Below are 25,930 nucleotides of genomic sequence, written 5' to 3'. Positions count from 1 at the left end.
TTTTGGTGCTGATATGCCCCGGATGCAAAAATAAATTTATGGCACTTAAATTAACGTTTAAATGCGCTAACTTATTAACATTTACCAACCATTTATGGATTAAACCTAATGCAGTTTCGGGCTTTGTCGATGCTTTTAAAAAAATCCGGGCCTTTTTCGTTTGCAAAACAAACCGCCAGGATAGTGCCGATATGGTCTTTTTGCAATGTTATCAGCAGGGCGTATTTATAGTGTTTGGTTACCGGCAGGTCAAGCAGGTTAAGCAGGTAGGTTTTGCCCGCGTCGGCATTATACCTGGCAAGGTAAGCGGGTGGTATAGTACGGGTAAAAAAATGATGTTCGCCTGTAAAAGCCAACGCATGCGCTGTACCCATGCCCAGGTATAACGAATCCGGGTTGGCCTGCCTGGTACTTTTATCATTTATCGACCTCAGGTAGCTGGCGTAATTCTCTTTCTGTGACTTTACCTGAAACCATATCTCGAAATCCTTGCCTGGCAACTCCATGGCATAGTCGAAAGAAAAATCCTCGTTGTTTGGCGCGGTTGTTTCCCTGAAACCATTTGGAAACGAAAAACTGACATTGGCCTGCGACGCAAGTTTCTGAAAGTTTTTCAGTTGGGCGCTCATAACCGGTTTAGGCGCAGGCCTGTTAACTGCCTTGTTTGATTTAACAGGCCGCTGCTGCGCCTTAACAACCAAAGCAGGCGCAAAACAAAACAACAATATCCCCGTAAGTAATATTTGTTTAAATTGCTTCAAAATAGGACCAGTTAATTAGGTAAAACACCAACAAACGAATTTAAATGATTTCGGGATTAAACAAAATTAAATTAAAATATAAATTTAAAAAATAAACGTTTGGATAATAATGAGCATTCAACCTCGTCTCAATCGCTTCGACCTCAGCATGATCGTTATCAGCCTGGTGATAGGGATGGGTATTTTTGGCAGCCCGAGTGATGTTGCCGTTAAAGCCGGCAGCGCGCCGGTGTTTTTTAGCGCATGGGTATTCGGCGGTATAGTTACACTTTGCGGGGCGTTAACCTTTGCCGAAATAGGCGCGCGATACCCCACAACAGGCGGCTTCTATAAAGTTTTTTCGTATTGTTATCACCCGGCCTTTGCGTTCATGATCAACTGGGTGCTGGTTATCAGCAATGCCTCGTCGGTAGCTGCGGTAGCGTTGCTTGGGGCCGAATACATCAACCCCATTTTATTACCTCATAGCCTGCAAAACCCCACCGGTACAAAGCTTACTACCATTTTCACGGTACTGCTGCTATATGTTATTAACTTTTTAGGCATTAAACTAAGCGCCCGCGCCCAAAACGTTTTAACCATTTTTAAAGTAGCGGCTATATTGGTGCTTTGCCTGGCCGTTTTTAAAACCGATGCCCAACCTACTACCATGATTGCTATAGCGCCGCATACCGGCAATGTTATAACCGCATTCGGGTTAAGCCTGGTGGCGGTTTTTTTTACCTACGGGGGCTACCAGCAAACCATTAATTTTGGGGGCGATATTATCAACGCTAAAAGCAATATACCAAAAGCCATCTTCTTTGGGATAGGTACGGTAATAGCTTTATACCTGGCCATCAATTATGTTTATTATGCGGTGCTGGGCATTGGCGGTTTGCAGCAAACCCATACACTGGCAGCAAAGCTGGCCGGGGTAATATTTGGCACTACCGGTTACAAGATCACCTCGATACTGATGTTTGTATCGGTATTGGCGTATGTAAATGTGAACATACTTGCCAATCCCAGGGTATATTATGCTATGGCCGAAGATGGCATGCTCCCTGCTATTTTTAAAAAGGTAAACTCAAAAACCCAGGTACAGGAGTTCGGAATGTCTTTTTTTGTGGCGGCAGCCCTGGTTATTCTTTTCTTTGTAGGGTCCTTCAGCGAAATGCTTAAATACGTGATGTTTTTTGATACCATCGGCCTTTCGCTTTGCGCGTTAACTATTTTTATCCTGCGTAAAAAAACAAAACACCTCAATACAAAAGATATTTACGTTATCAAATGGTTCCCGCTTATACCGGCCGTGTTCATTTTGGCTTACTGGTTTGTTACCATCAACATTTTCATCACCTTTAAAGAAAATCCGTTTGCGGCATTTTGGTGCCTGGCGGCATATGCGCTGGGGTTGGCCGTTTATTACTTAAGCACCCATAAGCAAAAACCCTTACTGCCTGATAATTGACCCATGGATATATCGTATATATTAAACGAACTTGGCGAAGAGCGCGATGGTTATTTCAACGCTGTATCGCCGCCAATTGTGCAAACCAGCAACTTCGCCTTTAAAACCGTCAGTGATTTTCGCAACGCGCTGAGCAACGAGTTTGATGCCCTGCTTTATTCGCGCGGAAACAACCCTACGCTGAATATCCTGCGTCAAAAACTGGCCGCGTTGGATGGCGCCGAAGATGCGCTGGTTTTCAGCAGCGGTATTGCTGCCATCACTGTCCCAATACTTGCCCTGCTTAAACAGGGCGACCATGTAGTTACCGTAGACAACCCTTACAGTTGGACCATCAGATTATTTAACGACTTCCTGGCGAAGTTTGGCATAACCTGCACCTTTGTTGACGGCACCAGGGTAGAAAATATAGAGAACGCCATCCGCGCAAATACCCGGCTTATCTACCTGGAAAGCCCAAGTACCTTTAGCTACGAACTACAGGACCTGGAAGCAGTTGCCGCGATGGCCAGGCCGCGCGGCATCATTACCATGACAGATAACAGCTATTGCACCCCCATTTACCAACAGCCTGTTAAATTGGGTATCGATCTCGTGGCGCAATCGGCAACCAAATATCTCGGCGGGCACTCTGATGTGGTTGCAGGTGTACTTACCGGCAGCAAAACGCTTATACGGGAGATTTTTTCGCATGAGTTTATGAATATCGGGCCGTCGTTATCGCCGCATTCTGCGTGGCTGCTCATACGCGGCATGCGTACTTTGCCCCTGCGCCTGCAGCGCAGTTTCGAGACGACAAAAAAAGTTATTGCGTGGCTAAGGCAGCAGCCGCAAATTGATAAAGTATTATGGCCGTTTGATGATGAATTTGCACAGGCGGACCTTGCCCGCCGGCAAATGCAGGGATGCGGGGGGCTGTTTAGTTTTACACTAAAAAATTCATCGCTCGAGAAAATTGAGGCTTTTTGCAATAATTTGAAGCACATCCTGATGGCGGTTTCATGGGGCGGACACGAAAGCCTGGTAATCCCCTCGTTAGCAGGCATGCAAAAAGCTGATTATCAGGAAATAAATCCACGTCATCAACTGATACGCATGTATATTGGTTTAGAGGAGCCTGATTATATCATCAACGATATTGGGCAAGCCCTGAAAATCTAATCTTTTTAAATTTTTTTAAAAAGTATTTTGATTATTACATTTATGTTTATTAAGTTTGCATTAATGATGAATAACAGATCATTAAAATATGCATACTTGATGTCCCTGCTGGAGGGATTAATTTTATAGTTAATTGGTTGAAATCCTCGCTTCGGTGGGGATTTTTTTTGCGCCGATTTTAATTCAGATAAACCGAATAGCAATATATAAACCCCATTATGGCAAGATTAAATTTATTAGAAGAGACCCGTTACGAGAAACTGCCGGTAACGGTGTACGCTGACCAGAACGCGGCATCGGTAGCTGTTGCAAAACGCATTGCCGGTCTTATCCGTAAAAAAGAGGCTGCAGGGCAGCAGGCCGTGCTTGGCCTGGCAACGGGGGTCACCCCTATAAAAGTGTATGCCGAGTTGGTGAGGCTGCATCAGCAGGAAGGGCTTTCGTTTAAGAACGTTATCACCTTTAACCTGGATGAGTACTACCCCATGAAGCCCGATGCCGTGCAAAGCTACGTTACCTTCATGAACGAGAATTTGTTTGACCATGTGGATATTGAACGGGCTAACGTGCACATCCCCGACGGTACCCTCCCCGCAGATAAGGTGGCCGCTTTTTGCCTGGAATACGAAAGGCTGATCGAGGAGCTTGGCGGGCTGGACCTGCAGCTGCTGGGTATAGGCCGTACCGGCCACATCGGGTTCAATGAGCCGGGCTCGGCCCCAAACTCGGGCACCCGGCTGGTTACTCTGGATGACCTTACCCGCCGTGATGCCTCCCGCGATTTTGGCGGTAAGCAAAATGTGCCTGCCAAAGCCATCACCATGGGCGTGGGCACCATATTTAAGGCCCGGGAAATTATCCTGATGGCCTGGAGCGCCAAAAAAGCGCCCATTGTGCGTAAGGCGGTAGAGGGGGAGATCTCGGGCGAAGTGCCGGCCACCTTCCTGCAGTTATCAGATAATGTAGAATTTGTACTGGATGCGGATGCGGCATCAGACCTTACCCGGTTTGATACGCCCTGGCTGGTTAAGGATTGTGCCTGGGATGAGCGGCTGATCAAAAAAGCGGTGATCTGGCTGTCCCAGGCGGTAGGTAAACCTATACTAAAGCTTACTGAAGAAGATTATAACAGCAATGGTATGGCACAACTGGCTGTAGAGCGGGGCCCGGTATACCAGATCAACATTGATATATTTAACCGCCTGCAGCATACCATAACCGGCTGGCCGGGCGGTAAGCCGGGGGCCGACGACAGCCAGCGCCCTGAGCGTGCCGAGCCGGCCCGCAAGCGCTCTGTTATCTTTTCGCCGCATCCTGATGATGATGTGATATCCATGGGCGGTACCTTCATCCGCCTGGTCGATCAGGGCCACGATGTGCATGTGGCTTACCAAACATCGGGCAACACTGCTGTCTGGGATGATGATGTGCTGCGGTATATGGAGTTCGCTATTGATTTTAAACACAGTATAGGCGAGGATACCGCCCAGCTGCAGCGTATATATGATGACATGCGGGCGTTCATCGATAAAAAGTTACCTAACCAGGTGGATACTCCCGAGATCCGCGACGTTAAGGGCTTTATCCGCAAAACCGAGGCTATCTCGGGGGCGCGCTTCGCGGGCCTGCCCGACAGTAATATCCACTTTCAGGCGCTGCCTTTTTATGAAACCGGCAAAACGCAAAAAAATTCGGTTGGCGAGGAGGATATCAGGCTAACGATGGAACTGCTTCAAAAGGTGAAACCCCAGCAGGTGTTCACCGCCGGCGATTTTGCCGACCCGCACGGTACTCACGTGGTTTGCTTTAACATCGTGATGGAATCCTTACGACGCCTGCGTAAAACCGAAGCCTGGGTAAAGGATTGCTGGGTTTGGATGTACCGGGGCGCATGGCAGGAGTTCCCGACACATGAGATCGAAATGGCGGTGCCTTTGTCGCCCGCCGAGGTTTTGCGCAAGCGTAACGCCATCTTTAAACATCAGTCGCAAAAGGACAGGCCGGTTTTCCCCGGTGATGATGCACGCGAGTTTTGGGTACGGGCCGAGGACCGGAACCGCGAAACCGCACAGAACTATGACAGGCTCGGCATGGCTGAATATGCTGCTATGGAAGCTTTTGTCAGATATCACTTTTAAAAATAGAATAATCAGCCTCGTTTAGAGAAGCATGGATAAAAAGAAAGGGCCGCAATTGCAGCCCTTTCTTTTTATGTGTTATGGTGGTAACGCTTATTTCTTTACCGCATCGTTAGCCTGTTGTGCCATTTCTAAATGGTGTTTCAAAACGGGGACAGTTTTTGCAGCAAATGCCTTTAACTCGGCATCCTTGCCTTTGTCAGCCTCTTTTTGAAATTCCTCAATGTCTTCTTTATGGTCTTTCACCATATAATCTGTATAAGCTTTATCAAACTCCGCTTTGTTAAGCTTGGCCATATCGTCATAATCCTTCTGGGTTTTGTTATCCAAAATGGCCGGCAGGGTAATGGTTTTGGTACCGGCAATGCCCATCAGTTCTTTGTTGGCTTTCGAATGGTCGTCAACCATCATTTTAGCAAACTCAAGCACTTTTGGTGATGAGCCCTTGCTTAACGCCAGTTTCCCTAACTGCACTTCCATCATGCCGCCGTTGGCTGCCATTACCGCGAATTTGGTATCATCAAGCACCTCTGTCGAGTCTTGAGCTTTAAGCGCCTTTTCGTTACTATCGATGGCGGCATCGGTACTGCTGCTGTTATACATGGCTGCACTATCGGTATCGGCGGTTCCTTTGCTGCCATTGCCGCTGCAGGATGCCAGGGCAGCACCCATTGCTATCACTGAAAGAAATTTTGATATGTTTTTCATAGTATTGAATGTTAATTTGTGTTAAAAAAATTAACCAATAATTATGCCACAAGAACGCTTAAAGCAGGAGGTTTTGCCTGGCGTAAACACTTCTAAACAGATTGCCCTGTGCCGGCTATGCGCGTTGATATATTTTTTGCGAAAGACACCATCCTTTACGCCTCCGTTTTACCTCCGCTTATTTGCAAAGTATCGCTTCTCTACAGTTTTATTTTGCTATTTACCAGTGCAATAATCTCTGCCTCGGCGGCGATGGTTTTTTGTTCTATATCTTCGCCGCGTGTTAGTATATCCTCTACGAAAGCCCCGTCCTTATAACCCGAAGCGTTGATCTTCACATTCATGAAAGCACCCATCACTGCCGACCGCGCACAAAGCGCCGCCACACCCGCATCTGTTATCGAATTCGGGTTGCCTGTTTCTACCATCGCCTTTATCAGCGTTAAGCTTTCAAAACTCGTTTGCATAACCTTAAATGGGATTTCGATAGCGTATCTGGTAGCGTCTTGTATAGCTTGATCGCGGGCTGCCTTTTCCTCTTCGTTTCCTTTCGGCAGGCCAAAGGCCTCCATAATTTTGTTGAAAGCCGCAGTGTCTTCATCAACCAGGCCCAGCAGTTGGTCTTTAAATTTCTGCCCCTGCTCCGCCCGGCTGCTAAACTCTTCCCAACGGCTGTCCCATCCTTTTTTATGCGACGACAGGTTAGCCACCATCGTAGCCAATGACGCCCCCAACGCGCCCATATAGGCCGATATCGAGCCGCCACCAGGGGCCGGGCTTTCGCTCGCGGTTTCGTCGGCGAAATCGCTTAGGGTCATGCTTACCAGTTTGCCCGCGGCGGCATCTTTGAGCAGGTATTCGATGATACGCTCATCGGGGTTAAACGGCCCAAGCTCGTCCAGTCCCATCGATTTAATGGCTATCTTGATCAGCTCTTTCTCGCTCACCCCGACAGAGCGTTGTTGTTTCCGCAGGAAATATTTCCCTGCATCCAGCATGGCTTTGAGCGGTATCAGGCCAACCAATTCGCTGCCCGTTACCCGGATACCACGATCAGCCGCTTTCCTGCAAACCTCGTCAAAGGCCACATGTATCGGTGTAACCTCAATATTCGTCAGGTTCATCGATATCTGGGCAACGCCGTATTCCTCGATATACCAACCAATGGCCTTTACACTTTTTAAAGTACCGGGTATCGATCTTAGTTTTCCGTTCTCATCAGTGATAATTTTGCCTGTAACCGGGTCGCCCTCGCGCATTACGCGGCCAGCCTCGCGCACATCAAAAGCAATGGCATTTGCCCTGCGGGTTGATGTAGTGTTTAGGTTGATGTTATAAGCGATCAGAAAATCGCGTGCGCCGATAACGGTAGCACCCCGTTTAGTGTCCATCTCTGCCGGACCATAGTCGGGTTTCCATTTTGGTTCTTTTATCTTTTTGAAAAAGCCTTCGTACTCACCTGCCCTGATCACCGACAGGTTATCGCGGGTTTTATCAGCCTGCGCATGCTGGTACAAATACACCGGTATAGCTAACTCCTCGCCCACACGCTTTGCCAGTTGTTTTGCGTATCCGGCGGTTTCTTCCATCGTGATATTGGCGATGGGTATCAACGGGCAAACATCGGTAGCGCCCATGCGCGGATGCTCGCCCTTGTGCCTGCTCATATCTATGAGTTCGCCGGCCTTTTTTATGGCCAGAAAGGCTGCCTGTACTACCTGTTGCGGCTCGCCTACAAAAGTTACCACCGTACGATTGGTTGCCTTTCCCGGGTCAACATTCAGCAGGCGTACGCCTTCCACAGATTCTACCTCGTCGGTTATTTGTTTAATGATTGCCAGGTTTACACCTTCGCTAAAATTTGGTACGCATTCAATTAATTGGTTCATTTCTTAGATTTGAGATATGAGATTTTAGACATGAGACCCTCCTTTTGCCCAGACGATCCCCGGCTTCAATTTTCCCTGGTAATATAATATTTCGCGGTAGTCGGCACATGGGTAGGCCTGCATATCGGCAGGCAAGCCCGGCGCTAATATACCACCTTCGATTTTTAATGCTGCTGCGGCGCGGAAGGTTAAACCCGCAAAAACTTCGGCAGCAGATAGCTTTTCGGCGGCGCTCATTACCGCAGCTTGCATCAGCAGGTCGCCCATTGGCGCCGAGCCTGGGTTCCAGTCGCTGGCAATAGCCAGGCAGGCACCCGCGTTTAATAATTTACGTGCGGGGGCGTATGGCATACCCAACCCCATTGACGCCCCGGGCAACGTAACAGCAACTATATCCGAGTCAGCTAATAGTTTAATTTCATGATCGCCGCTGGCTTCCAGGTGATCGGCAGAAAGCGCGTCTGTCTGTACAGCAACAGCGCTACCGCCCGTAGTGAACTGGTCGGCATGTACGGTAATATCAAAGCCCATTTGTTTGGCTTTGTTTAAATATATCAAAGCATTTTCTGTATTAATGGCGCTTTGTTCAATAAATATATCTACGCGATTGGATAGGTTTTCCTGCTTGATGATGGGCAACAGGTGATTCACTACGTGCTGCAAATACTCCGCTTGCGATCCTATAAAATCTTTCGGCACCATGTGCGCGGCAAGGCAGGTAGGTATCAGTTTGGCCTTTGTTTGTGCTGATGCCGCTTTAATAGCACGCAGCTGTTTTAGCTCTTCATCCAAACTTAATCCGTACCCGCTTTTTACCTCAATGGTGGTTACCCCCTCAGCCAGATGGCGGTTAGCCCTTTGCAACAGCAACGCTACCAACGAAGCTTCATCCGCCGCCCGCGTTTGGGTAACAGTATCCCAGATGCCGCCGCCTGCTTTGGCAATCTCCAGGTAGGTTTTGCCCGCGATGCGCATGGCGTAGTCTTTAGCACGGTTTCCTGCGAAACAGATATGCGTATGGCAATCAATAAACCCGGGCAGCAAAACGTTTTGCCCGGTAATTTCTTCTATTTGCGCGGATGGGGCGGCTTTCCGCAATTCGTTAAAGTCACCAATGGCTAAGATCAGTCCACCCTCCACCAGCACACCTCCGTCGGGGATAATGTGCAATTGCTCATCCTTAAGCATGCCTTTTAAGGGCAGCCCTGTTAAAGGGAGTATCTGGGTAAACGGACCTATTAGTTTTTTCATGTTACTTGTTATTTCCACGCGTCATTGCGAGGAGCGTAGCAATTTCCTGACTTGCATGTGCGCTTTGCTTGTTCGCCGTTCTATCGAGAGATTGCTTCGTACCTCGCAATGACGTATTGGTTATTGCACAAAATCAATGACTTAATGACTCAATGACCCATCACCTACCACACCTTTAACCCAAATCTATCGGCCCAATCCTGCGCTTTATCGTACCCGGCATCCGCATGACGGAAGATACCCATCGCAGGGTCGTTATACAGTACACGTTTAAGGCACGTTGCAGCACGTTCGGTGCCATCGGCAACTACCACCATGCCCGCATGCTGCGAGTAGCCCATCCCTACCCCACCACCGTGGTGGAACGATACCCATGTGGCGCCACCTGACGTATTCGCCATCAGGTTTAATAGCGGCCAGTCGGATACGGCGTCCGAGCCATCCTTCATGGACTCTGTCTCGCGGTTGGGCGACGCTACCGAGCCGCAGTCCAGATGGTCGCGACCTATTACGATCGGCGCTTTTACCTTACCGCTTGCCACCGATTCGTTGAATATCAGGCCCGCCTTTTCGCGTTCGCCCATACCCAGCCAACAAATACGTGCTGGCAGGCCCTGGAAGGTTATCTGCTTTTGCGCTTTCTGCAGCCAGTTTATTAAGGGCTTATTTTCGGGGAAGGCCTCCATAAGGGCCCTATCGGTTGTATAAATATCTTCAGGGTCGCCGGAGAGGGCTACCCACCTGAACGGACCTTTGCCCTCGCAAAACAAAGGGCGGATAAATGCCGGGGTAAAGCCGGGGAAATCGTACGCATTTTGTTCGCCGCCCTGTTTGGCAAATTCGCGCAGGTTGTTGCCATAATCAAATGTTACCGAACCGCGTTTCTGCAATTCCAGCATAAAACCAACATGCCGAGCCATACTTTTAAGCGACAAGCGTTTGTATTGTTCAGGGTCGGCCTTGCGCAGATCGAGGGCCTTATCAAGCGTTAAACCGTTAGGTACATAACCATTCAATGGGTCATGAGCCGAGGTTTGGTCGGTGACCATATCGGGCACAATGCCATCGGCGATCAATCTTTGCAGCATATCGCCGGCATCGCTAACCAAACCAACCGATAGTGTTTCGCCTTTAGCCATGGCATCCTGCACCCAACTTATCGCTTCGTCGTATGAGTGTGTCAGCCTGTCGATATACTTACTATCGATACGTTTCTGAATACGCGTTTCATCTACATCAGCCCCTAAAAATACCGCGCCTGCCATTGTTGCGGCCAGCGGCTGCGCGCCGCCCATACCGCCAATACCGGCACTGACGATCAGTTTTCCAGTTAAGTTACCATTAAAATGTTGGCGACCTGCCTCTACAAAGGTCTCGTATGTGCCTTGCAAAATACCTTGCGTACCGATATATATCCAACTGCCGGCAGTCATCTGTCCGTACATCATCAGGCCATCGGCACGCAGCTTGTTAAAATGCTCCCAGGTGGCCCATGCGGGTACCAGGTTGCTGTTGGCTATCAAAACCCTTGGCGCTTGTGGATGGCTGCGGATGATCCCTACCGGTTTGCCCGATTGCACCAATAAGGAATGGTCGTCGTCTAATTCCAGCAAAAGCTCAACTATTTTTCTTAAAGATTCGGGGTTACGGGCGGCCTGGCCAATGCCGCCGTATACCACCAGTTCGTCCGGGTTTTCGGCAACCTGCCCGTTAAGATTATTCAGCAGCATACGCAGGGGTGCTTCGGTCTGCCAGCTTTTTGCGTGCAGTTGGTCGCCAACCGGCGCGTAATACACCGGGTGCTTGGCGTAGGTATTAATAAATTCCGAACTGGTCATGGTCAGTAATGTTAATATTATGCTGTTGGGCGGCTTTCATCGCTACCGACTGGAATTGGCCGCTTGTAATTAATTGATGCAGGGCGTTTATATCATCTGCAAATATTCTGTCCTCTTTTATAAAAGGCACATGCTGCCTAACTAACTGGTGCAGGCTCTCTATCACCGGTGTGCTTTGCAAAGGCCTGCGAAACTCCAAAGCCTGCGAAGCATACAGTAACTCTACAGCCTGTATATACTCGATATTATCAAGTACCATGTGCAGTTTGCGCCCGCTGACAGAGCCCATGGAAACATGGTCTTCCTGGCCCAGCGAGGTAGGCACACTATCGGCGCTTGCCGGGAAACAAAGGGTTTTATTTTCGGTAACCAGTGCCGCGGTGGTATATTGCGGTATCATCAGGCCGGAATTTAATCCCGCGTGTTCGGTCAGTAATTTTGGCAAGCCATAGCGCCCTTCGCTCATCAGGTAGCAGCGGCGGTCGGCAATGTTACCCAGTTCGGCAGCTGCAACGGTAGCATAATCTAAAGGCAAGGCCAGGGGCTGCCCGTGAAAATTGCCTCCGCTGATGGTATCATCGGCATTAAAAATAACAGGGTTATCTGTAACGGAGTTGAGTTCAATTTCGGTAAGCTCTTTTAAATGCAGCCAGGCGTTGCGCGATGCGCCATGCACCTGCGGCATACAGCGCAACGAATATGGGTCCTGCACCCTATCGCAATCTATGTGTGAACTGCCAATTGCCGAATCTTGCAGCAGCGCAGCCAATCGTTTTGCCACAAGCTTTGTGCCCTTATACGGGCGAATGGTATGGAGCCTCGCATCAAACGGCTTTGCTGAGCCCATAAGGCCTTCGAGCGACATAGCACCGATCAGGTCGGCGTTATTCAGTATATTGTTTAAGCGTTCTACGGCTTTAATAGCAAAGGACAAAATGAATTGGGTACCGTTGATAAGGGCAAGCCCTTCTTTAGGGCCTAATGTTAACGGCTGTAAGTTATACTGTTTCAGAACATCTCCTGCTGGAAGCTTTTGATCGCCTGCGTTCACATATCCTAAACCGATCAGCGGCAAAAACAGATGCGATAGCGGCGCCAGGTCGCCGGATGCGCCAACCGAGCCTTTCTCCGGCACAACCGGGATCACATCATTATCAATATGCCATATTATTCTTTCCAAAGTTTGCGGGGCAATGCCCGAATATCCCTGCGCCAATGCATGTACCTTGGTGATCATCATCAGCTTGGCAATTTCCTGCGGAATAGGTTTGCCTACACCTACGCTGTGGCTCTTAAGGATATTACTTTGCAGCAGGCTGGTATCTTCTTCAGATATCCTGGTATCGCAAAGCGGGCCAAAGCCGGTATTGATGCCGTATACCGGGAGGTGGGCGTGCACTATCTTCTCTACTTCTTTCCACGAAGCGTTGATGTGCCCGGCAGCGGCGGTATTTACTACTCCTTTTACCTTGCCTGCCGCAATATCCAGGCAAGTACCTATCGTGAGGTGATCAATACCATAATTAAATTTTTTCATCAGGTATCAGGTTTAGTTTTTCGCCAACCTTACCGGCAAGATTAAATTTGCGGAAAGTGTCTTCCAATGCCGATATGGCCGGTAATATCTGGGCGCTGATCGCATCGCCATCAGCGAGTTCCTGCATACTTGTGCCTATGGCATCCCATATCGGTAGTATTTGTTTCAGCAGGCTACGCCCCTTATCTGTAAACTGCACCAGTTGCCTGCGGCCATCATCGGCGCAAACCGTAGTTTCTACCAGTTTGCGGTTTTTTAGGTTGGTTATCAACTGGCTGGCTGCAGGGTGCGATACTTCCGTTTGTTCGCTTAGTTCTTTTATTGAAAGCGAATCGTTTTTAGAGAGCAGGTAGAATACCGGGAACCAACTGGCGTCAAACTCAATGCCCTCATTCTGGTAAATGCGGTTTATCTCGCCAAGAAAGGTTTCGCTCATTCGCCTCAAGCGACTCCCCAAAACCAGGTATCCTAAACTTTGATACAAATTCATAATGCAATTTATATAAGCGCTTATATAAATACAAGTATTTTTTTAACAAAGCGTTTATTTTACTCACCCGGTCATCGCTTCGCCCGACCACCCTCTCTACTTCGTAAAGAGGGCTTTTTGCCTTCCCACCTCTTTGCGCGGCAGAGAGGGTGGCGCATGTAGTGCCGCGGGGCGAGTAAATTTACCTTCTTGTCCCAATTCCCCTCTTAACTTGTCGTGATTGCACCCGCCGTTTTTAGCAGGCACCGCTCATCTTTGTATTATTAACTTACAGAACATGAAAGAGCAATATAGCATCAGCATTAATGCGCCGCGAAAAAAGGTTTGGGAAACACTTTGGGGCGAAACCACTTACACGCAATGGACAGCCCCTTTTTGCGAGGGATCTAAAGCTGTTACCGATTGGCAGGAGGGCAGCAAAGTATTATTTACCGACCGTGAGGACCGGGGTATGATAGCCGTTATAGCCCGCTGTATCCCTTATGAATATATGTCGTTCAAAATGCTGGGCGAACTGGTAAATGGCATCGAAGATTTTACCAGCGAAAACGCCAGAAAGATTGCCGGCGCTTTTGAAAACTACACCTTAACCCCCGAAGGCGATAAAACCTTACTGGTAATTAACCTGACCGGGATGAACATGGACAAGGGCATTATGGATTATTTGGCTGCGGCCTGGCCAAAAGCGTTGGAGGCTTTGAAACTGATTGCAGAAGAATAGCATTGTATCAGGCTTTTTACGGTGTTATGGCATGCGTTTGTGCTTTTACACTATTTTTGCCTTATGAAAAAATTAGCAGTACTACTATTAACAACGCTGATATGCGGCACAGGCTTTGCCGCGCGCATTGATACGATAAAAAGGGAGGGTTATACCCTGATCGTCTCGGGTAACGACGAACACTTTGATGATACCATTAAACAAAAGCTCATCAGCACTTTTTTTACCGTTTACCCAAAAATTGTTAAAGAGTATAACAAAAAGAGCCTGAAAACTGTAAACTTTTTTATAGATACGGCATACCATGGTGTTGCTGCTACCGATAACGGCCGCGTTGTTTTCAGCGTTGCTTACATGACCAAGCACCCTAATGATATTGATGTGGTTACCCACGAGGTAATGCACATTGCGCAGGATTATGGCGACTTTGACGGACCGGGCTGGCTAACCGAAGGTATTGCCGATTATGTGCGTAACGAGCACGGCGTAGCCAACCCGGCGGCTAACTGGAAACTGCCCGATTATAAGCCGACCCAAAATTATGACAACGCCTACCGCGTTACCGCGCGCTTTTTGGTTTGGGTTGAAACAAAAGTTAAAAAAGGAACGGTTAAAAAGCTGGACAGTCAAATGCGCGACCGCACTTACACCGCTGCCTCATGGAACAAATTGACGGGAAAAAGTGTAGATGAGCTCTGGAAAGATTATTCGGCAAACCCGGCTATATAATAAACGTAATTGCGAGGAGCGTAGCGACGTGGCAATCTTCGATAGAAAAGTCGGCGACCTGCATGTTGAAGATAGCCACGCTATAGCTCGCAATAACGAGGTGGGTAAATTGTGGTGCCGCTACTGAGAATATAGAAATAAGAAAGGCTTTCCAAATTGGAAAGCCTTTCTTGTTATGGTTTGATGATAATTATCAACCGCCTAATGCTGCCGCACCACTTACGATCTCGGTAAGCTCGGTAGTGATTGCTGCCTGGCGTGCCTGGTTGTACGAAAGCTTAAGGGCTTTCAACAGGTCGCCTGCGTTTTCGGTCGCTTTGTCCATGGCGGTCATACGTGCGCCATGTTCAGATGCGTTCGAATCCAACACTGCACGGTATAACTGTATCTTAATATTCTTAGGGATCAGCTGTTCTACAATTTCTTCCTGCGATGGCTCCAGTATGTAGTCAACCTGAGTTTCAACCACCTCACCTTTGGTTTTAAAGGCTTCCTTAGGCGTGGCTTCTGACCTTGGCACCGGTAATAACTGTTCGGTTATCAGGTACTGCACGGCAGCATTACGGAAATGGTTATACACCAGTTCAACTCGGTCGTAATCGCCATTGATAAAGCCCTGCATTATGCTTTCGGTAATTTTAGAAGCGTTTATGAAGTTAAGGTCAAGGTACAGGTCGTTATTGTTGCCTATAACATTGTATTTACGGCGTTGGTAATATTCCTGGCTTTTTTTACCAATAGCAACAATTGATACGTTGCCCGCGCTTAACTGCTTGCTGTATTTTTCGGCTATCAGGTTATTGGCCGCCTTTATTACGTTGGTATTAAAAGCGCCTGCCAAACCACGATTTGATGATACAACTACAACCAGCACACGTACCGGTTCGCGCTGCTGTAAAAATGGCGAGGCGCCATCCTCAAGGCTTGCCGATAAGTTAGCCAACAGGTCTTTCAACTTGTTAGCATAGGGGCGTAATTGTACAATGGCATCAGTAGCCCTTCTCAGCTTAGCCGCCGAAACCATTTTCATGGCTTTGGTTATCTGCTGCGTTGAGTTTACGGATGCTATCCTGTTTCTTACTTCTTTTAAATTAGCCATCTTTTGAGATTTGAGATTTGAGATTTGAGATTTGAGATTTAACTCATTCCTTCAATCTGATCTCGTTTATTTTTATCTATAAGACGTGAGTATCTGTCTCAATACTCACATCTCATATCTCATATCTAAAAATTAGTACTTACCTGCCAGTTCTTTAGCTACTGTTTCCAGCACGCCGGTTAACTGGTCGTCAAATTTACCTGCCTTAAGTGCAGCCAGCACTTCGGGGTGGCGTTGCTCTAACTGGTTGGTATATTCTACTTCAAACTCTTTTATCTTGTTCACCGGTACGTTACGCATCAGGTTTTTAGTACCCAGGTAAATAATAGCTACCTGTTTTTCAACCGTTACCGGCGAGTACTGGCCTTGCTTTAATATTTCAACGTTACGGGCACCTTTATCAATTACGCTTTTGGTTGATGCATCCAGGTCCGATCCAAATTTCGAGAACGCCTCAAGCTCGCGATATTGTGCCTGGTCAAGCTTAAGTGTACCGGCAACCTTCTTCATTGATTTGATCTGCGCGTTACCACCCACACGTGATACCGAGATACCAACGTTAATGGCCGGGCGTATACCTGCAAGGAACAAGTTCGACTCCAGGAATATCTGGCCATCGGTGATCGAGATCACGTTGGTTGGGATATACGCTGATACGTCACCTGCCTGTGTTTCGATGATAGGCAACGCCGTTAACGAACCACCACCTTTTACGATGTGTCTGATAGACTCCGGCAAATCGTTCATTTGCTGCGCGATGTTGTCATTGCTGTTAACCTTAGCAGCACGCTCCAATAAACGGCTGTGCAGGTAAAACACGTCACCAGGGTAAGCCTCGCGGCCCGGCGGGCGGCGTAATAATAACGATACTTCGCGGTAAGCAACAGCCTGTTTAGAAAGATCATCATAAATGATCAGAGCCGGGCGGCCGGTATCGCGGAAGTATTCGCCAATTGCAGCACCTGCAAACGGCGAGAAGAACTGCATGGTAGCAGAGTCAGAAGCATTGGCCGCAACAACTATTGAGTATGGCATAGCGCCGTTCTCTTCCAGTGTGCGTACAATGTTTGCCACGGTAGAGGCCTTTTGGCCGCACGCTACATATATACATGTTACAGGCTGGCCTGCATCATAAAACTCTTTTTGATTGATGATGGTATCGATACAAACAGCGGTTTTACCGGTTTGGCGGTCACCAATAACCAACTCACGCTGGCCACGGCCGATAGGGATCATCGCGTCGATAGCTTTAATACCTGTTTGCAATGGCTCGGTTACCGGCTGGCGGTAAATAACACCAGGTGCTTTACGCTCCAAAGGCATTTCGTAGGTCTCACCTACTATCGGGCCTTTACCGTCAATTGGGTTACCCAAAGTATCAACAACACGGCCAAGCATGCCTTCGCCTACGTTAATTGATGCGATACGGTTGGTACGCTTTACGTTATCACCTTCTTTAATATCGTCAGATTTACCTAACAATACCACACCTACGTTATCTTCTTCAAGGTTCAGTACGATACCTTGTAAACCGTTATCAAATTCAACCAGCTCACCTGATTGTACTTTAGTTAATCCGTAAACGCGTGCAATACCATCACCCACCTGGAGCACGGTACCCACTTCTTCTAATTCAGATTCTGACTTAAAGCCGGCCAATTGCTGACGCAAAATTGCTGATACTTCGTCTGGTCTTACCTCTACCATTTTTTGAATTTATTTTAGAGTTTTAATTTAATATTATTTGATCGCAACTTGCGCAAATTCCTTTTTCATCCGCTTTAAGCTGCTGGCAATGCTGGTATCCACCTGCCTGTCGCCAACGGTTAGTACAAAGCCACCAATTAACGATGGGTCAACCTTATCCTTAAGCTTAACAGTACCGCCAATTGCCTTCTGCACATTATCAAGCATTTTCTTTTTGTTTTCGGCAGATAAAGGTGATGCTGTAACCACCCTGGCATTGGTAATATGATTTTTGATATCATACAAGCCAATAAACTCCTGTGCGGTAGTGAACAAAACTTCGCCACGGCCTTTATTCACCATGATATTTAAAAACGCGAGGGTTACTTTACTAACGCTGGCGCCAAAAACATCGGCCAGAATATGTACCTTTTTGCTGTGCGATATGATCGGGTTAGCCAAAACAGCGCCCAATTCTGAACTGGCCTTAACCGTTCTCAGAAAAAGCTCCATATCATTCTTAACAGCTTCAAGGCTGTTTTGCTCTTGCGCAAGGTCAATCAATGCTTTCGCGTATCTTATTGCTACTGTTATTTCTGACATATCTTTTGAGATGTGAGATGTGAGATATAAGATGTGAGAAAAAAGTCTCAGATCTGCTATCTAAATCTCATTTCTATAATTTCACTTCCTTTAACAGGTCGGCAACCAGTTCATCTTGTTTTTCCTGGTCTTCCAGTTGTTTGCGTAAAACCTTTTCGGCTATCTCTAACGACAAGGCCGCAACCTGGTTTTTAACGTCGGCCATAGCAATGGCTTTCTGGTTGTTTATCTCGATACGGGCAAGCTCTATCTGGCGGGCACCTTCTTTGTGTGCGGCATCCTTAGCATCGCTGATGATCTGGTCTTTCACCTTTTTAGCTTCCTGCAATATCGCGTCGCGCTCTATACGGGCTTGTTTTAATAACGCTTCGTTCTCGCTGGTTAGGCGACTCATTTCTTCTTTAGCAGCCTCGGCTTTCGACAGCGAATCTTCTATAAAGCGCTCACGATCGTTAAGGGCACCCATAATAGGTTTCCAGGCAAATTTGGCCAGTAAAAAAAACAATACCACAAATGATACCGTTGTCCAGAACACTAAACCAATATCGGGGGTAACTAATGGATTCATTATTATATGTTGATATATATTTTAAAAATCATTTAATAACCGTACCCGCGGCCAATCGCAACGGGTACGGTTAAAATTTTATCCTCGGGCAGAAAAATTATTTCAAGCCCAGGAATGACACAACCACAGCAAACAGTGCAACACCTTCTACAAGGGCCGCAGCGATGATCATTGCAGTTTGGATCTTTGAAGCAGCTTCTGGCTGGCGTGCAATACCTTCGCAAGCTTTACCACCAATTTGACCGATACCGATACCGGCACCAATTACTGCTAAACCTGCACCAAGTGCGGCGATACTTCCAATCATTGTTTTAAATTTAAAGTGAATATATAGTATATAATTATTTACAAATATTAATGGTGGTGCTCTTCTATCGCTGTACCTATAAACAAGGCAGTTAACAGCGTAAAGATAAAGGCCTGTAAAGCTGCTACCAGCAACTCAAGCACATCCATGAACACCACAAAAGCAACTGATACCGGCGCAATAGCAAACGATTTGAACACGAATATCAGCGATATTAAGCTAAGCACAATAATGTGCCCTGCAGTAATGTTGGCAAACAAACGTATCATTAAGGCGAAAGGCTTTGATATGATACCTACCAGCTCGATAACCCACCATAACGGCCATATCCAGCCCGGTACATCGGCCGGTACAAAAACGTGCTGCCAGTAATGCTTGTTACCATTCAGGTTAACCACAAACAAGGTAATAACCGAAAGCACCAGCGTTACTGCTATATTACCCGTTAAGTTTGCACCACCCGGAAAGAACGGCACCAAACCTATCAGGTTGTTTATCCATATAAAAAAGAAAACCGTTAATAACAGCGGCATAAAACGCTGATATTTATACCCGATGTTTGGGCGGGCAATATCGTCCCTAACAAACAGTATAATCGGCTCTATAAAAGATTGCAAGCCTTTTGGGGCTTTACCTTCGCGTTTTTTGTATGCTGATGCTACAGTCAAAAATATAAGCAGCAGGAAGATGATCGACATCCACATACTTACCACGTTGCGGGTGATCGAGAAATCGTAAAGTTTACTTGTGGCCGCCTCATCAACCTCGCCGGCCTCGTTAACTATCTTAACTTTATCGTTAACCAGCTTATAGTTGTAATTAGCTCCTTTATATACACCGGCCGCTTCGGCTTCGTGCGCGCCTTCTTCTTCATGAGCAAACCTTGCAGACGAGAACATCTCCAGGCCCTTGTCGGTATAAACAATTACCGGTAACGGCAAATGGCTATGACCAATAATATGCAGCGAATGCGAATCGGCAATGTGCTCTAAAATAACCTCGCTCGGTTCAAACTTTTTTTCTGGGCCCTCGGCATGTTCTTCCTGCGAAAAAGCCGGTATCGAAAATGCGGTCAGCGTTAAAAAAACGGCACAAATTCGTAAAAGTGTAAAAATTTTTGAGTTCAAAATCGAGCTGTTATACATCTAAATAAAGTTTTTTACTTCAAATTTTGGTTGCGCAAGTTACGCAACAAAACGTAAACTTCAAAGGCCATATTTAAGAAATATAAGTAAAAGAAATCGGCTGCAAAAATCGTCTTTTCCACCTTGTTTTTGAGTATAAAAACCACCACAAATGCCAGGCTGACCAATAATTTGAAAACGGTTACTGCCAAAAAGGTTTGGGCGTAGTTTTCGGGGTTGATTTTTTGCGTAACCAAAAGCGCCACTACCACCAAAAGGGTAAGGCCGGTTATAAAAGCAAACATCGCCCAAAAGTGCGGTATCAGCAAATGGTTATTGCCGCTAAACATTGCCCAGGCAGGCAAGGCAGCCAGCAACAGTATGAAAACAACGAACGAGATAAGGGTAGCTTGAATCTTCAATTTCTTACAGATCTGATAACGATGAATAATGATATAAATACCCCTATTAATGATAAAAGCGCTGTTACCCATTTGGTACTGTGATGGGCATTTTCATCAATTTTATAACCCGCATAGGCAAAAATGCCGATGATAACTATCATCTGGAAAGCCATCCCTGTATATTTGGCATAGGCGCTTAGTTCCTTTACCGGTTCTTTGTCGTCCGGTTTTTCGTTTTTAGGCATCCGCAAATTTATTAAACCTATTGCATAATCTTTAGTATTTTAGCAAGGCATTTATAAACCTTAGCCGCAAGCATTCAATTTGTTGTTAGTAACGGTTATAATCAAACACAAACAATATTCCATTGAGGCATACTCCTACCCTTTCTATATCTAAGCTTTGGCTGCTTGCATCGGTCGTGGTCATTGCGGGTTGCTCGCTCGAAAAAAAAAGCACCCTTAACCGCGGCCTACAAAACCTTACTGCCAAATACAACATCCTGTTTAACGCCAAAGAATTGCTGCGGGCCAAACAGGAAGCTTACGAGGCGGCCTACGTGGATGATTACAGCGAGATACTAAGCGTTTACCGCGATACGGTTACCCGCAGCGATGTGCCAGACCCTGAACTTGACCTGGTAAAAGCAAAAGCCAATACCATTATCAGCGTTAAAGAGCAAAGCCATTATCTGGGCGATGCTTACCTGCTGCTTAGCAAGGCCAATTATCTTGATGGAAATTACTTTGACGCGGTGGAGTATGCCAATTATGTCATCCGGTCGTTTGGCAACAACGCCGAATTGAAACAGGAGGCACTGGTTTACAAGGCGCGATCGTTATTGTATATTAGCCAGCCCAATGATGCTAAAACAGCTATTGACAGCGCCGTAAAAAACATCAATCCTAAAAAGCACATCACTGCCGACGTTTACGCTACCAGGCTGCAATATGATATAAACATACAGGATTACACCGATGCCGAAGAAATGGCAAAACTGGCCATACAGCACAGCCACAACAAAGCGAACGAATTACGGTGGATATTTATACTTGCGCAACTACAGGAGCTTAACAACAAGCCGGCTGATGCCATTGCCAACTATGCGCGCATTGGCAAAAGCAACGCCATATTTGATATGGCCTTTAATGCCGACCTTAACCGTATCCGTATAGAAGATAACCTGAACGGCGTTAAGGCAAGCAGGCTTACCCGCCTGCGGTCGTTATTAAAAAATGAGAACAATGCTGATTTTACCGACCAGATATACTATCAGATAGCCGAACTGCAGTACACGGGGGGAGAGATAGAGAGCGCGTTGAAAAGCTACCGCCAATCGGTAAACTCCAGCACAAAAAACCAAAATCAAAAGGGCCTGTCGTACCTGCGTATGGCCGATGTGCTTTTTAAAAACAAGGCTGATTACACTGCTGCGAAAAATTATTACGACAGCGCATTGGTGAACCTATCGCCGGGTTACCCTAAGTACAGCATCATAAAAAAGAAAAGCGAAAACCTGCAGGTGCTTGCCGACAGGATGCAGATCATATCGCGCGAGGACACCCTGCAAATGCTGGCCAGACTTGACGAACCGGCCCGCCTGGCGCGTATTGATAAAATGGTTGAAGCGCGAACGCTGCAAGCGCAGCAGGCAACCGCGGCCGCTTCGGTACAAAACAGGGGAGCGACGAGCTTAAATCAACAACAGCAGGAAACACTAACCGGCGATAATTTTTACTTTAATAACTCCGCCGCCTTAAGCCAGGGCTTTAGCAGCTTTAAACGGGTATGGGGCAACCGCAGGTTAGAAGATAACTGGCGACGAAGCAATCGCGCGGGCAGCGATATTACCCAAAACACCTCGACAACCCAGCAGCCTACCGATCCCGATTTTGTGAGAGGCAACGCCGCCGCAGGTAATACTAATGCCGGCAGCTACCGACAGTCGCTTTTGCAAAACCTGCCGCTTACGCCAGCGCTTATGGCGCAATCCAACAAGCGTATGTTTGATGCCTACCTGGATATAGCCAATTTTTACAGGGACGTATTAAATGATAAAAAAGAAGCAATCGCGGCCTATGAGTTATTGTTAAGCCGTTTCCCTGGTAACGATAATGCAGCCGTCACCTACTACAATCTTTACCGCTTATACAGCGATACCAACAACCCCGCATTGGCCGACAAATACAAAGGCCTGCTGGTAAACAACTACCCCGAAACGCCGTTTGCCAAAACCATACTCGACCCTGAATACAGTAAGCACTTAAACGAAGAAGACACCGGTTTCGCCACCTTATATAATAAGGTGTATGATCTTTATGCCGGCAAGCAATACCCACAGGTTATAACCGCGGCCGACGCCCTGCTTACACAATACCCCAATAACAGGTACGCAGCGCAGCTATATTATCTGCGTGCCTTTGCGGCCGGCCACCAGGTACCGCTTGCCCCTTTCAGTAACTACTTGCAGCAAATAGTAGCCAATTACCCTGATGATAAACTGATAACGCCACTGGTAAGCCAACACCTGGCCTACATAACCGCAAACCAGGCCCAACTGGCTGCGCGCAAAGTAGTAATAGCAGACAGGGAGACAAACGACCCGCAGTTTACCCTTCCCATTGTTTACCAGCAGCAAACCGAATACAGGGTACCTGCCGAAAAATATGTAGTAGCACCAGATGTGCGCAAGCCCGAGGCCGCGCCGGTTATACCACCACCTGTTATAAAAGAAAAAGCTTCGGAAATCACTAATGTTACTCCGCCCGCAACCCAGCCGGCCGCGTCGGTTACACAGCCGGCGGCATTGCCCGCGCAACCGGTTAAGCTGGCGCCATCGATATTCAGCATGCGCGATAGCACCAACTATTATTTTGTGGTAAATGTAAGCACCGGTACAACTAATCTGGCTTCGTCACGTTTTGGTATTGGGCAGTTTAACCGGGTCAACTTTCAGGATAATACCATTAAACACCAGTTAAAAAGCGTTGGCGCCGATAACCAGCTGATATACGTTGGCCGCTTTACCAACCTTACAAACGTTAAGGATTATGCCCGGGCAATTATCCCGCTAATGCCCGATATTATGAAGCTACCGAAGGATAAATACAGCTTTTTTATTATAACACAAGAAAATCTGGATAAATTAGCCGACCAAAAAACACTGGATAGTTATTTAGACTATTATCAAACACATTACTAAGAGAATGATCAACAAAAAGAAAAATAACCTTACCGCGCAGGATATAAAACGTTACAACTGGTATATATGGCGTTTATTTATTGCCGGCTTTGCTTTTTTTGTTATTATGATATTACTTATAGCGTTCCAGGTGTTTGGCCCGCTGCCGTCCTTCCGCGAACTGGAGAACCCGAAAAGCGACCAGGCGTCGGTTATTATGTCGTCTGATAAGCAGATCATCGGCAAGTACTATATTAAAAACCGTACAAACGTTACCTACAAGCAACTATCGCCAAATGTTATCAACGCGCTTATAGCTACCGAAGACAACCGCTTTTATCAGCATTCGGGTATCGATTTTCAGCGCACCTTCAGTATCATATTGTATAACCTGGTAGGTAAAAAGCAGGGTGGCAGTACCATTACGCAGCAGTTGGCGCTTAACCTTTTTTCAGAACGATCGCACAACCCGTTCAAACGCATTATTCAAAAACTGCAGGAATGGATAACCGCCGTTAAAATTGAGCGTAACTATACCAAGGAAGAAATACTAACGCTGTATTTAAACACGGTAGATTTTGGCGCCTACAATACCTATGGCATTAGTTCGGCAGCGCGTACCTACTTTAACACCACGCCAGATAAGCTTACCGCCGACCAGGCCGCCATGTTAATTGGCATGATAAACGGGCCGGGTATTTACTCGCCCATAAACCATCCCGATAACGCTAAAAACCGCCGCAATTTCGTGCTTCGCCGCATGAATGAGGAGCATTATTTAAGCGACGGACAGGCCGAAGAGTTTAAGGCGAAGCCGCTCGGCTTAATTTTCAGGCCGATAGATCATAACGATGGAATTGCCACTTATTTCAGGGCTGTGCTTAAAAAAGAAGTGCAAAAGATATTGGTTGATAAATCGATATTTAAACCTGATGGCGTAACCCCTTATGACCTTGACCGCGACGGCTTAAAAATATACACCACCATTGATGCCACCATGCAAGGCTATGCCGAAGACGCGCAAAAGGAATACATGCGTACCCTGCAAGCGCAGTTTAACGCGCATTGGAAAGGTATCAGCCTCTGGAAAACCATCCCCACGTTTAAATCGCTGCTTGAGAAAGGCAAGCACCGTTCAGACAGGTACATCGCCTTAAAACAAGCGGGGAAATCGGAAGAAGAGATAACCGAAGATTTTAATACGCCTGCCAAGATGAACATTTTTACCTGGCGTGGCGATATTGATACACTAATGAAGCCGATCGACTCGATAGTGTATTGTAAAATGATGCTGCGCAACTCGCTCATGAGCATGGACCCTACCACCGGGTATATTAAAGCCTGGGTAGGCGGCACAAACTTCGAGCATTTTAAATACGACCAGGTAAAAATGGGTACGCGCCAGGTGGGTTCAACGGCCAAGCCGTTTACTTATGCCGTTGCCATTGATAATGGGTTTTCGCCTTGTATGCAAATGCCCAACGAACCCATAACTATTACCGGCTACGGCGCTGACTGGACACCGCGATCATCCCCGAGCGAAACCGTACCAGGCGACATTACCTTGCGCCTGGCTTTGGCCCGGTCGCAAAACTGGGTAACAGCCCGTGTTATGAACGAAATAAAACCGGAGCCTGTTGTACAGCTCATTAAAAGAATGGGGATCACCGATCCATCTGTACAGCCTTACCCCTCTATTTGCCTGGGTACTTTTGATGCTTCTGTATTTGAAATGACGGGCGCTTACTCGGCCTTTGCCAACGAAGGCATATGGACGGAACCTACCTATCTATTACGTATAGAGGATAAGAACGGCAATACGCTGTACAATAATACACCAAAAATTGTGCAGGCCATGAACCCGCAAACCGCTTATGTAATGACCTATATGCTGAAAGGCGTTATACAGGAAGGTACGGGTTACAGGCTGCGCGGTAAATACGGCTTAACTAATCCTATCGGCGGCAAAACAGGCACCACCAACGACAACTCCGACGGATGGTTCATTGGTATAACCCCGCAGCTGGTTACAGGCGTGTGGACAGGCTGCGAAGACCGCGATATCCACTTCCGGTCTACCCGGTTGGGCGAAGGTGCAAACACCGCATTGCCTATATTTGCAGGCTATATGAAACGGGTTTACGCCAACCCTGCGCTCGGCATTAAAAAGAACGTAGATTTTGTGCCGCCAAAATCAGGGGTAACCATAACCCTCGATTGTGCCGCCTACAGCCAACAACAGAAAGGCAGCAACGAGGTAGAAAAGAAACTTGATTTTTAAA

22 protein-coding genes are annotated in these 25,930 nt (G+C 47.1%); 7 read left to right on the top strand and 15 right to left on the bottom strand.

What is annotated here, in order from left to right; genetic code table 11:
• Nucleotides 1-92: 92 nt before the first annotated feature.
• The gene (locus GWR56_RS09605) at nucleotides 93-761 is read right to left on the bottom strand and encodes a hypothetical protein (RefSeq protein ID WP_162430919.1); all 669 of its coding nucleotides are present in this window, start codon (nucleotides 759-761) and stop codon (nucleotides 93-95) included.
• A 109-nt stretch (nucleotides 762-870) separates the two neighbouring features.
• On the opposite strand from GWR56_RS09605, the gene GWR56_RS09600 reads away from it, so the two are divergent.
• From GWR56_RS09600 to nagB, 3 genes are all read left to right on the top strand, one after another.
• Nucleotides 871-2,214, top strand: coding sequence for an APC family permease (locus tag GWR56_RS09600; RefSeq protein WP_162430917.1), 1,344 nt, complete (start codon nucleotides 871-873; stop codon nucleotides 2,212-2,214).
• Between the two features lie 3 nt (nucleotides 2,215-2,217).
• Complete coding sequence (locus GWR56_RS09595; RefSeq protein WP_162430915.1) at nucleotides 2,218-3,375, top strand: PLP-dependent aspartate aminotransferase family protein; 1,158 nt, start codon at nucleotides 2,218-2,220, stop codon at nucleotides 3,373-3,375.
• 218 nt (nucleotides 3,376-3,593) lie between these two features.
• Nucleotides 3,594-5,513, top strand: a complete 1,920-nt coding sequence (gene nagB, locus GWR56_RS09590; RefSeq protein WP_162430913.1) for a glucosamine-6-phosphate deaminase — start codon at nucleotides 3,594-3,596, stop codon at nucleotides 5,511-5,513.
• 93 nt (nucleotides 5,514-5,606) lie between these two features.
• Here the strand turns inward: nagB and GWR56_RS09585 are convergent, their stop codons facing one another.
• The 6 genes from GWR56_RS09585 to GWR56_RS09560 form a co-directional block, all read right to left on the bottom strand.
• Nucleotides 5,607-6,221, bottom strand: coding sequence for a DUF4142 domain-containing protein (locus tag GWR56_RS09585; protein WP_162430911.1), 615 nt, complete (start codon nucleotides 6,219-6,221; stop codon nucleotides 5,607-5,609).
• Nucleotides 6,222-6,421: 200 nt separating this feature from the next.
• Entirely contained in the window at nucleotides 6,422-8,110 is a 1,689-nt protein-coding gene (gene ftcD / locus GWR56_RS09580; RefSeq protein ID WP_162430909.1) for a glutamate formimidoyltransferase, read from the bottom strand.
• Between the two features lie 24 nt (nucleotides 8,111-8,134).
• Entirely contained in the window at nucleotides 8,135-9,361 is a 1,227-nt protein-coding gene (gene hutI / locus GWR56_RS09575; protein WP_162430907.1) for an imidazolonepropionase, read from the bottom strand.
• A gap of 164 nt (nucleotides 9,362-9,525) precedes the next feature.
• Nucleotides 9,526-11,199, bottom strand: coding sequence for a urocanate hydratase (hutU, locus tag GWR56_RS09570; protein WP_162430905.1), 1,674 nt, complete (start codon nucleotides 11,197-11,199; stop codon nucleotides 9,526-9,528).
• Nucleotides 11,177-12,736, bottom strand: a complete 1,560-nt coding sequence (gene hutH / locus GWR56_RS09565; RefSeq protein WP_162430903.1) for a histidine ammonia-lyase — start codon at nucleotides 12,734-12,736, stop codon at nucleotides 11,177-11,179. Before hutH ends, hutU begins: the two co-directional genes overlap by 23 nt.
• Complete coding sequence (locus GWR56_RS09560; protein WP_162430901.1) at nucleotides 12,723-13,226, bottom strand: MarR family winged helix-turn-helix transcriptional regulator; 504 nt, start codon at nucleotides 13,224-13,226, stop codon at nucleotides 12,723-12,725. The genes hutH and GWR56_RS09560 overlap by 14 nt, the downstream gene beginning before the upstream one ends.
• A gap of 277 nt (nucleotides 13,227-13,503) precedes the next feature.
• Between GWR56_RS09560 and GWR56_RS09555 the strand changes: the two genes are divergently transcribed.
• Both GWR56_RS09555 and GWR56_RS09550 read left to right on the top strand, forming a co-directional pair.
• A complete protein-coding gene (locus GWR56_RS09555) occupies nucleotides 13,504-13,947 on the top strand; it encodes an SRPBCC domain-containing protein (RefSeq protein ID WP_162430899.1) in 444 nt (147 codons plus the stop codon).
• Nucleotides 13,948-14,010: 63 nt separating this feature from the next.
• The gene (locus GWR56_RS09550) at nucleotides 14,011-14,676 is read left to right on the top strand and encodes a basic secretory protein-like protein (protein ID WP_162430897.1); all 666 of its coding nucleotides are present in this window, start codon (nucleotides 14,011-14,013) and stop codon (nucleotides 14,674-14,676) included.
• A gap of 193 nt (nucleotides 14,677-14,869) precedes the next feature.
• Here the strand turns inward: GWR56_RS09550 and atpG are convergent, their stop codons facing one another.
• The 8 genes from atpG to GWR56_RS09510 all read right to left on the bottom strand — a co-directional run bounded on the left by atpG (nucleotide 14,870) and on the right by GWR56_RS09510 (nucleotide 20,712).
• Entirely contained in the window at nucleotides 14,870-15,775 is a 906-nt protein-coding gene (atpG, locus tag GWR56_RS09545; protein ID WP_162430895.1) for an ATP synthase F1 subunit gamma, read from the bottom strand.
• Between the two features lie 132 nt (nucleotides 15,776-15,907).
• Nucleotides 15,908-17,482 (bottom strand): F0F1 ATP synthase subunit alpha, encoded by a 1,575-nt coding sequence (atpA, locus tag GWR56_RS09540; protein ID WP_162430893.1) that lies wholly within the window; start codon nucleotides 17,480-17,482, stop codon nucleotides 15,908-15,910.
• Nucleotides 17,483-17,515: 33 nt separating this feature from the next.
• On the bottom strand, nucleotides 17,516-18,064 hold the full coding sequence (gene atpH / locus GWR56_RS09535; RefSeq protein WP_162430891.1) for an ATP synthase F1 subunit delta: 549 nt from the start codon (nucleotides 18,062-18,064) through the stop codon (nucleotides 17,516-17,518).
• Between the two features lie 73 nt (nucleotides 18,065-18,137).
• Nucleotides 18,138-18,632 (bottom strand): F0F1 ATP synthase subunit B, encoded by a 495-nt coding sequence (atpF, locus tag GWR56_RS09530; protein WP_162430889.1) that lies wholly within the window; start codon nucleotides 18,630-18,632, stop codon nucleotides 18,138-18,140.
• 97 nt (nucleotides 18,633-18,729) lie between these two features.
• On the bottom strand, nucleotides 18,730-18,939 hold the full coding sequence (gene atpE / locus GWR56_RS09525) for an ATP synthase F0 subunit C (RefSeq protein WP_067062340.1): 210 nt from the start codon (nucleotides 18,937-18,939) through the stop codon (nucleotides 18,730-18,732).
• Between the two features lie 47 nt (nucleotides 18,940-18,986).
• A complete protein-coding gene (gene atpB / locus GWR56_RS09520) occupies nucleotides 18,987-20,066 on the bottom strand; it encodes a F0F1 ATP synthase subunit A (protein WP_238395344.1) in 1,080 nt (359 codons plus the stop codon).
• Between the two features lie 32 nt (nucleotides 20,067-20,098).
• A complete protein-coding gene (locus GWR56_RS09515; RefSeq protein ID WP_162430885.1) occupies nucleotides 20,099-20,485 on the bottom strand; it encodes a hypothetical protein in 387 nt (128 codons plus the stop codon).
• Entirely contained in the window at nucleotides 20,482-20,712 is a 231-nt protein-coding gene (locus tag GWR56_RS09510; RefSeq protein WP_162430883.1) for an AtpZ/AtpI family protein, read from the bottom strand. The genes GWR56_RS09515 and GWR56_RS09510 overlap by 4 nt, the downstream gene beginning before the upstream one ends.
• Nucleotides 20,713-20,834: 122 nt before the next feature.
• Between GWR56_RS09510 and GWR56_RS09505 the strand changes: the two genes are divergently transcribed.
• Both GWR56_RS09505 and GWR56_RS09500 read left to right on the top strand, forming a co-directional pair.
• Nucleotides 20,835-23,669 (top strand): tetratricopeptide repeat protein, encoded by a 2,835-nt coding sequence (locus GWR56_RS09505; protein ID WP_162430881.1) that lies wholly within the window; start codon nucleotides 20,835-20,837, stop codon nucleotides 23,667-23,669.
• A gap of 4 nt (nucleotides 23,670-23,673) precedes the next feature.
• Nucleotides 23,674-25,929, top strand: a complete 2,256-nt coding sequence (locus GWR56_RS09500) for a penicillin-binding protein 1A (protein ID WP_162430879.1) — start codon at nucleotides 23,674-23,676, stop codon at nucleotides 25,927-25,929.
• Nucleotide 25,930: the final 1 nt, after the last annotated feature.

Source organism: Mucilaginibacter sp. 14171R-50 (assembly GCF_010093045.1).
GTDB lineage: Bacteria > Bacteroidota > Bacteroidia > Sphingobacteriales > Sphingobacteriaceae > Mucilaginibacter.
Note: the sequence above shows the minus strand (reverse complement) of the source record. Positions and strands in the feature narration are given on the sequence as shown.

What these genes read in the sequence shown, in the direction of transcription:
- GWR56_RS09600 (WP_162430917.1), top strand. Translation starts at nt 871, where the DNA reads ATGAGCATTCAACCTCGTCTCAATCGCTTCGACCTCAGCATGATCGTT.
- GWR56_RS09595 (WP_162430915.1), top strand. Translation starts at nt 2,218, where the DNA reads ATGGATATATCGTATATATTAAACGAACTTGGCGAAGAGCGCGATGGT.
- nagB (WP_162430913.1), top strand. Translation starts at nt 3,594, where the DNA reads ATGGCAAGATTAAATTTATTAGAAGAGACCCGTTACGAGAAACTGCCG.
- GWR56_RS09585 (WP_162430911.1), bottom strand. Translation starts at nt 6,221, where the DNA reads ATGAAAAACATATCAAAATTTCTTTCAGTGATAGCAATGGGTGCTGCC.
- ftcD (WP_162430909.1), bottom strand. Translation starts at nt 8,110, where the DNA reads ATGAACCAATTAATTGAATGCGTACCAAATTTTAGCGAAGGTGTAAAC.
- hutI (WP_162430907.1), bottom strand. Translation starts at nt 9,361, where the DNA reads ATGAAAAAACTAATAGGTCCGTTTACCCAGATACTCCCTTTAACAGGG.
- hutU (WP_162430905.1), bottom strand. Translation starts at nt 11,199, where the DNA reads ATGACCAGTTCGGAATTTATTAATACCTACGCCAAGCACCCGGTGTAT.
- hutH (WP_162430903.1), bottom strand. Translation starts at nt 12,736, where the DNA reads ATGAAAAAATTTAATTATGGTATTGATCACCTCACGATAGGTACTTGC.
- GWR56_RS09560 (WP_162430901.1), bottom strand. Translation starts at nt 13,226, where the DNA reads ATGAATTTGTATCAAAGTTTAGGATACCTGGTTTTGGGGAGTCGCTTG.
- GWR56_RS09555 (WP_162430899.1), top strand. Translation starts at nt 13,504, where the DNA reads ATGAAAGAGCAATATAGCATCAGCATTAATGCGCCGCGAAAAAAGGTT.
- GWR56_RS09550 (WP_162430897.1), top strand. Translation starts at nt 14,011, where the DNA reads ATGAAAAAATTAGCAGTACTACTATTAACAACGCTGATATGCGGCACA.
- atpG (WP_162430895.1), bottom strand. Translation starts at nt 15,775, where the DNA reads ATGGCTAATTTAAAAGAAGTAAGAAACAGGATAGCATCCGTAAACTCA.
- atpA (WP_162430893.1), bottom strand. Translation starts at nt 17,482, where the DNA reads ATGGTAGAGGTAAGACCAGACGAAGTATCAGCAATTTTGCGTCAGCAA.
- atpH (WP_162430891.1), bottom strand. Translation starts at nt 18,064, where the DNA reads ATGTCAGAAATAACAGTAGCAATAAGATACGCGAAAGCATTGATTGAC.
- atpF (WP_162430889.1), bottom strand. Translation starts at nt 18,632, where the DNA reads ATGAATCCATTAGTTACCCCCGATATTGGTTTAGTGTTCTGGACAACG.
- atpE (WP_067062340.1), bottom strand. Translation starts at nt 18,939, where the DNA reads ATGATTGGAAGTATCGCCGCACTTGGTGCAGGTTTAGCAGTAATTGGT.
- GWR56_RS09510 (WP_162430883.1), bottom strand. Translation starts at nt 20,712, where the DNA reads ATGCCTAAAAACGAAAAACCGGACGACAAAGAACCGGTAAAGGAACTA.
- GWR56_RS09500 (WP_162430879.1), top strand. Translation starts at nt 23,674, where the DNA reads ATGATCAACAAAAAGAAAAATAACCTTACCGCGCAGGATATAAAACGT.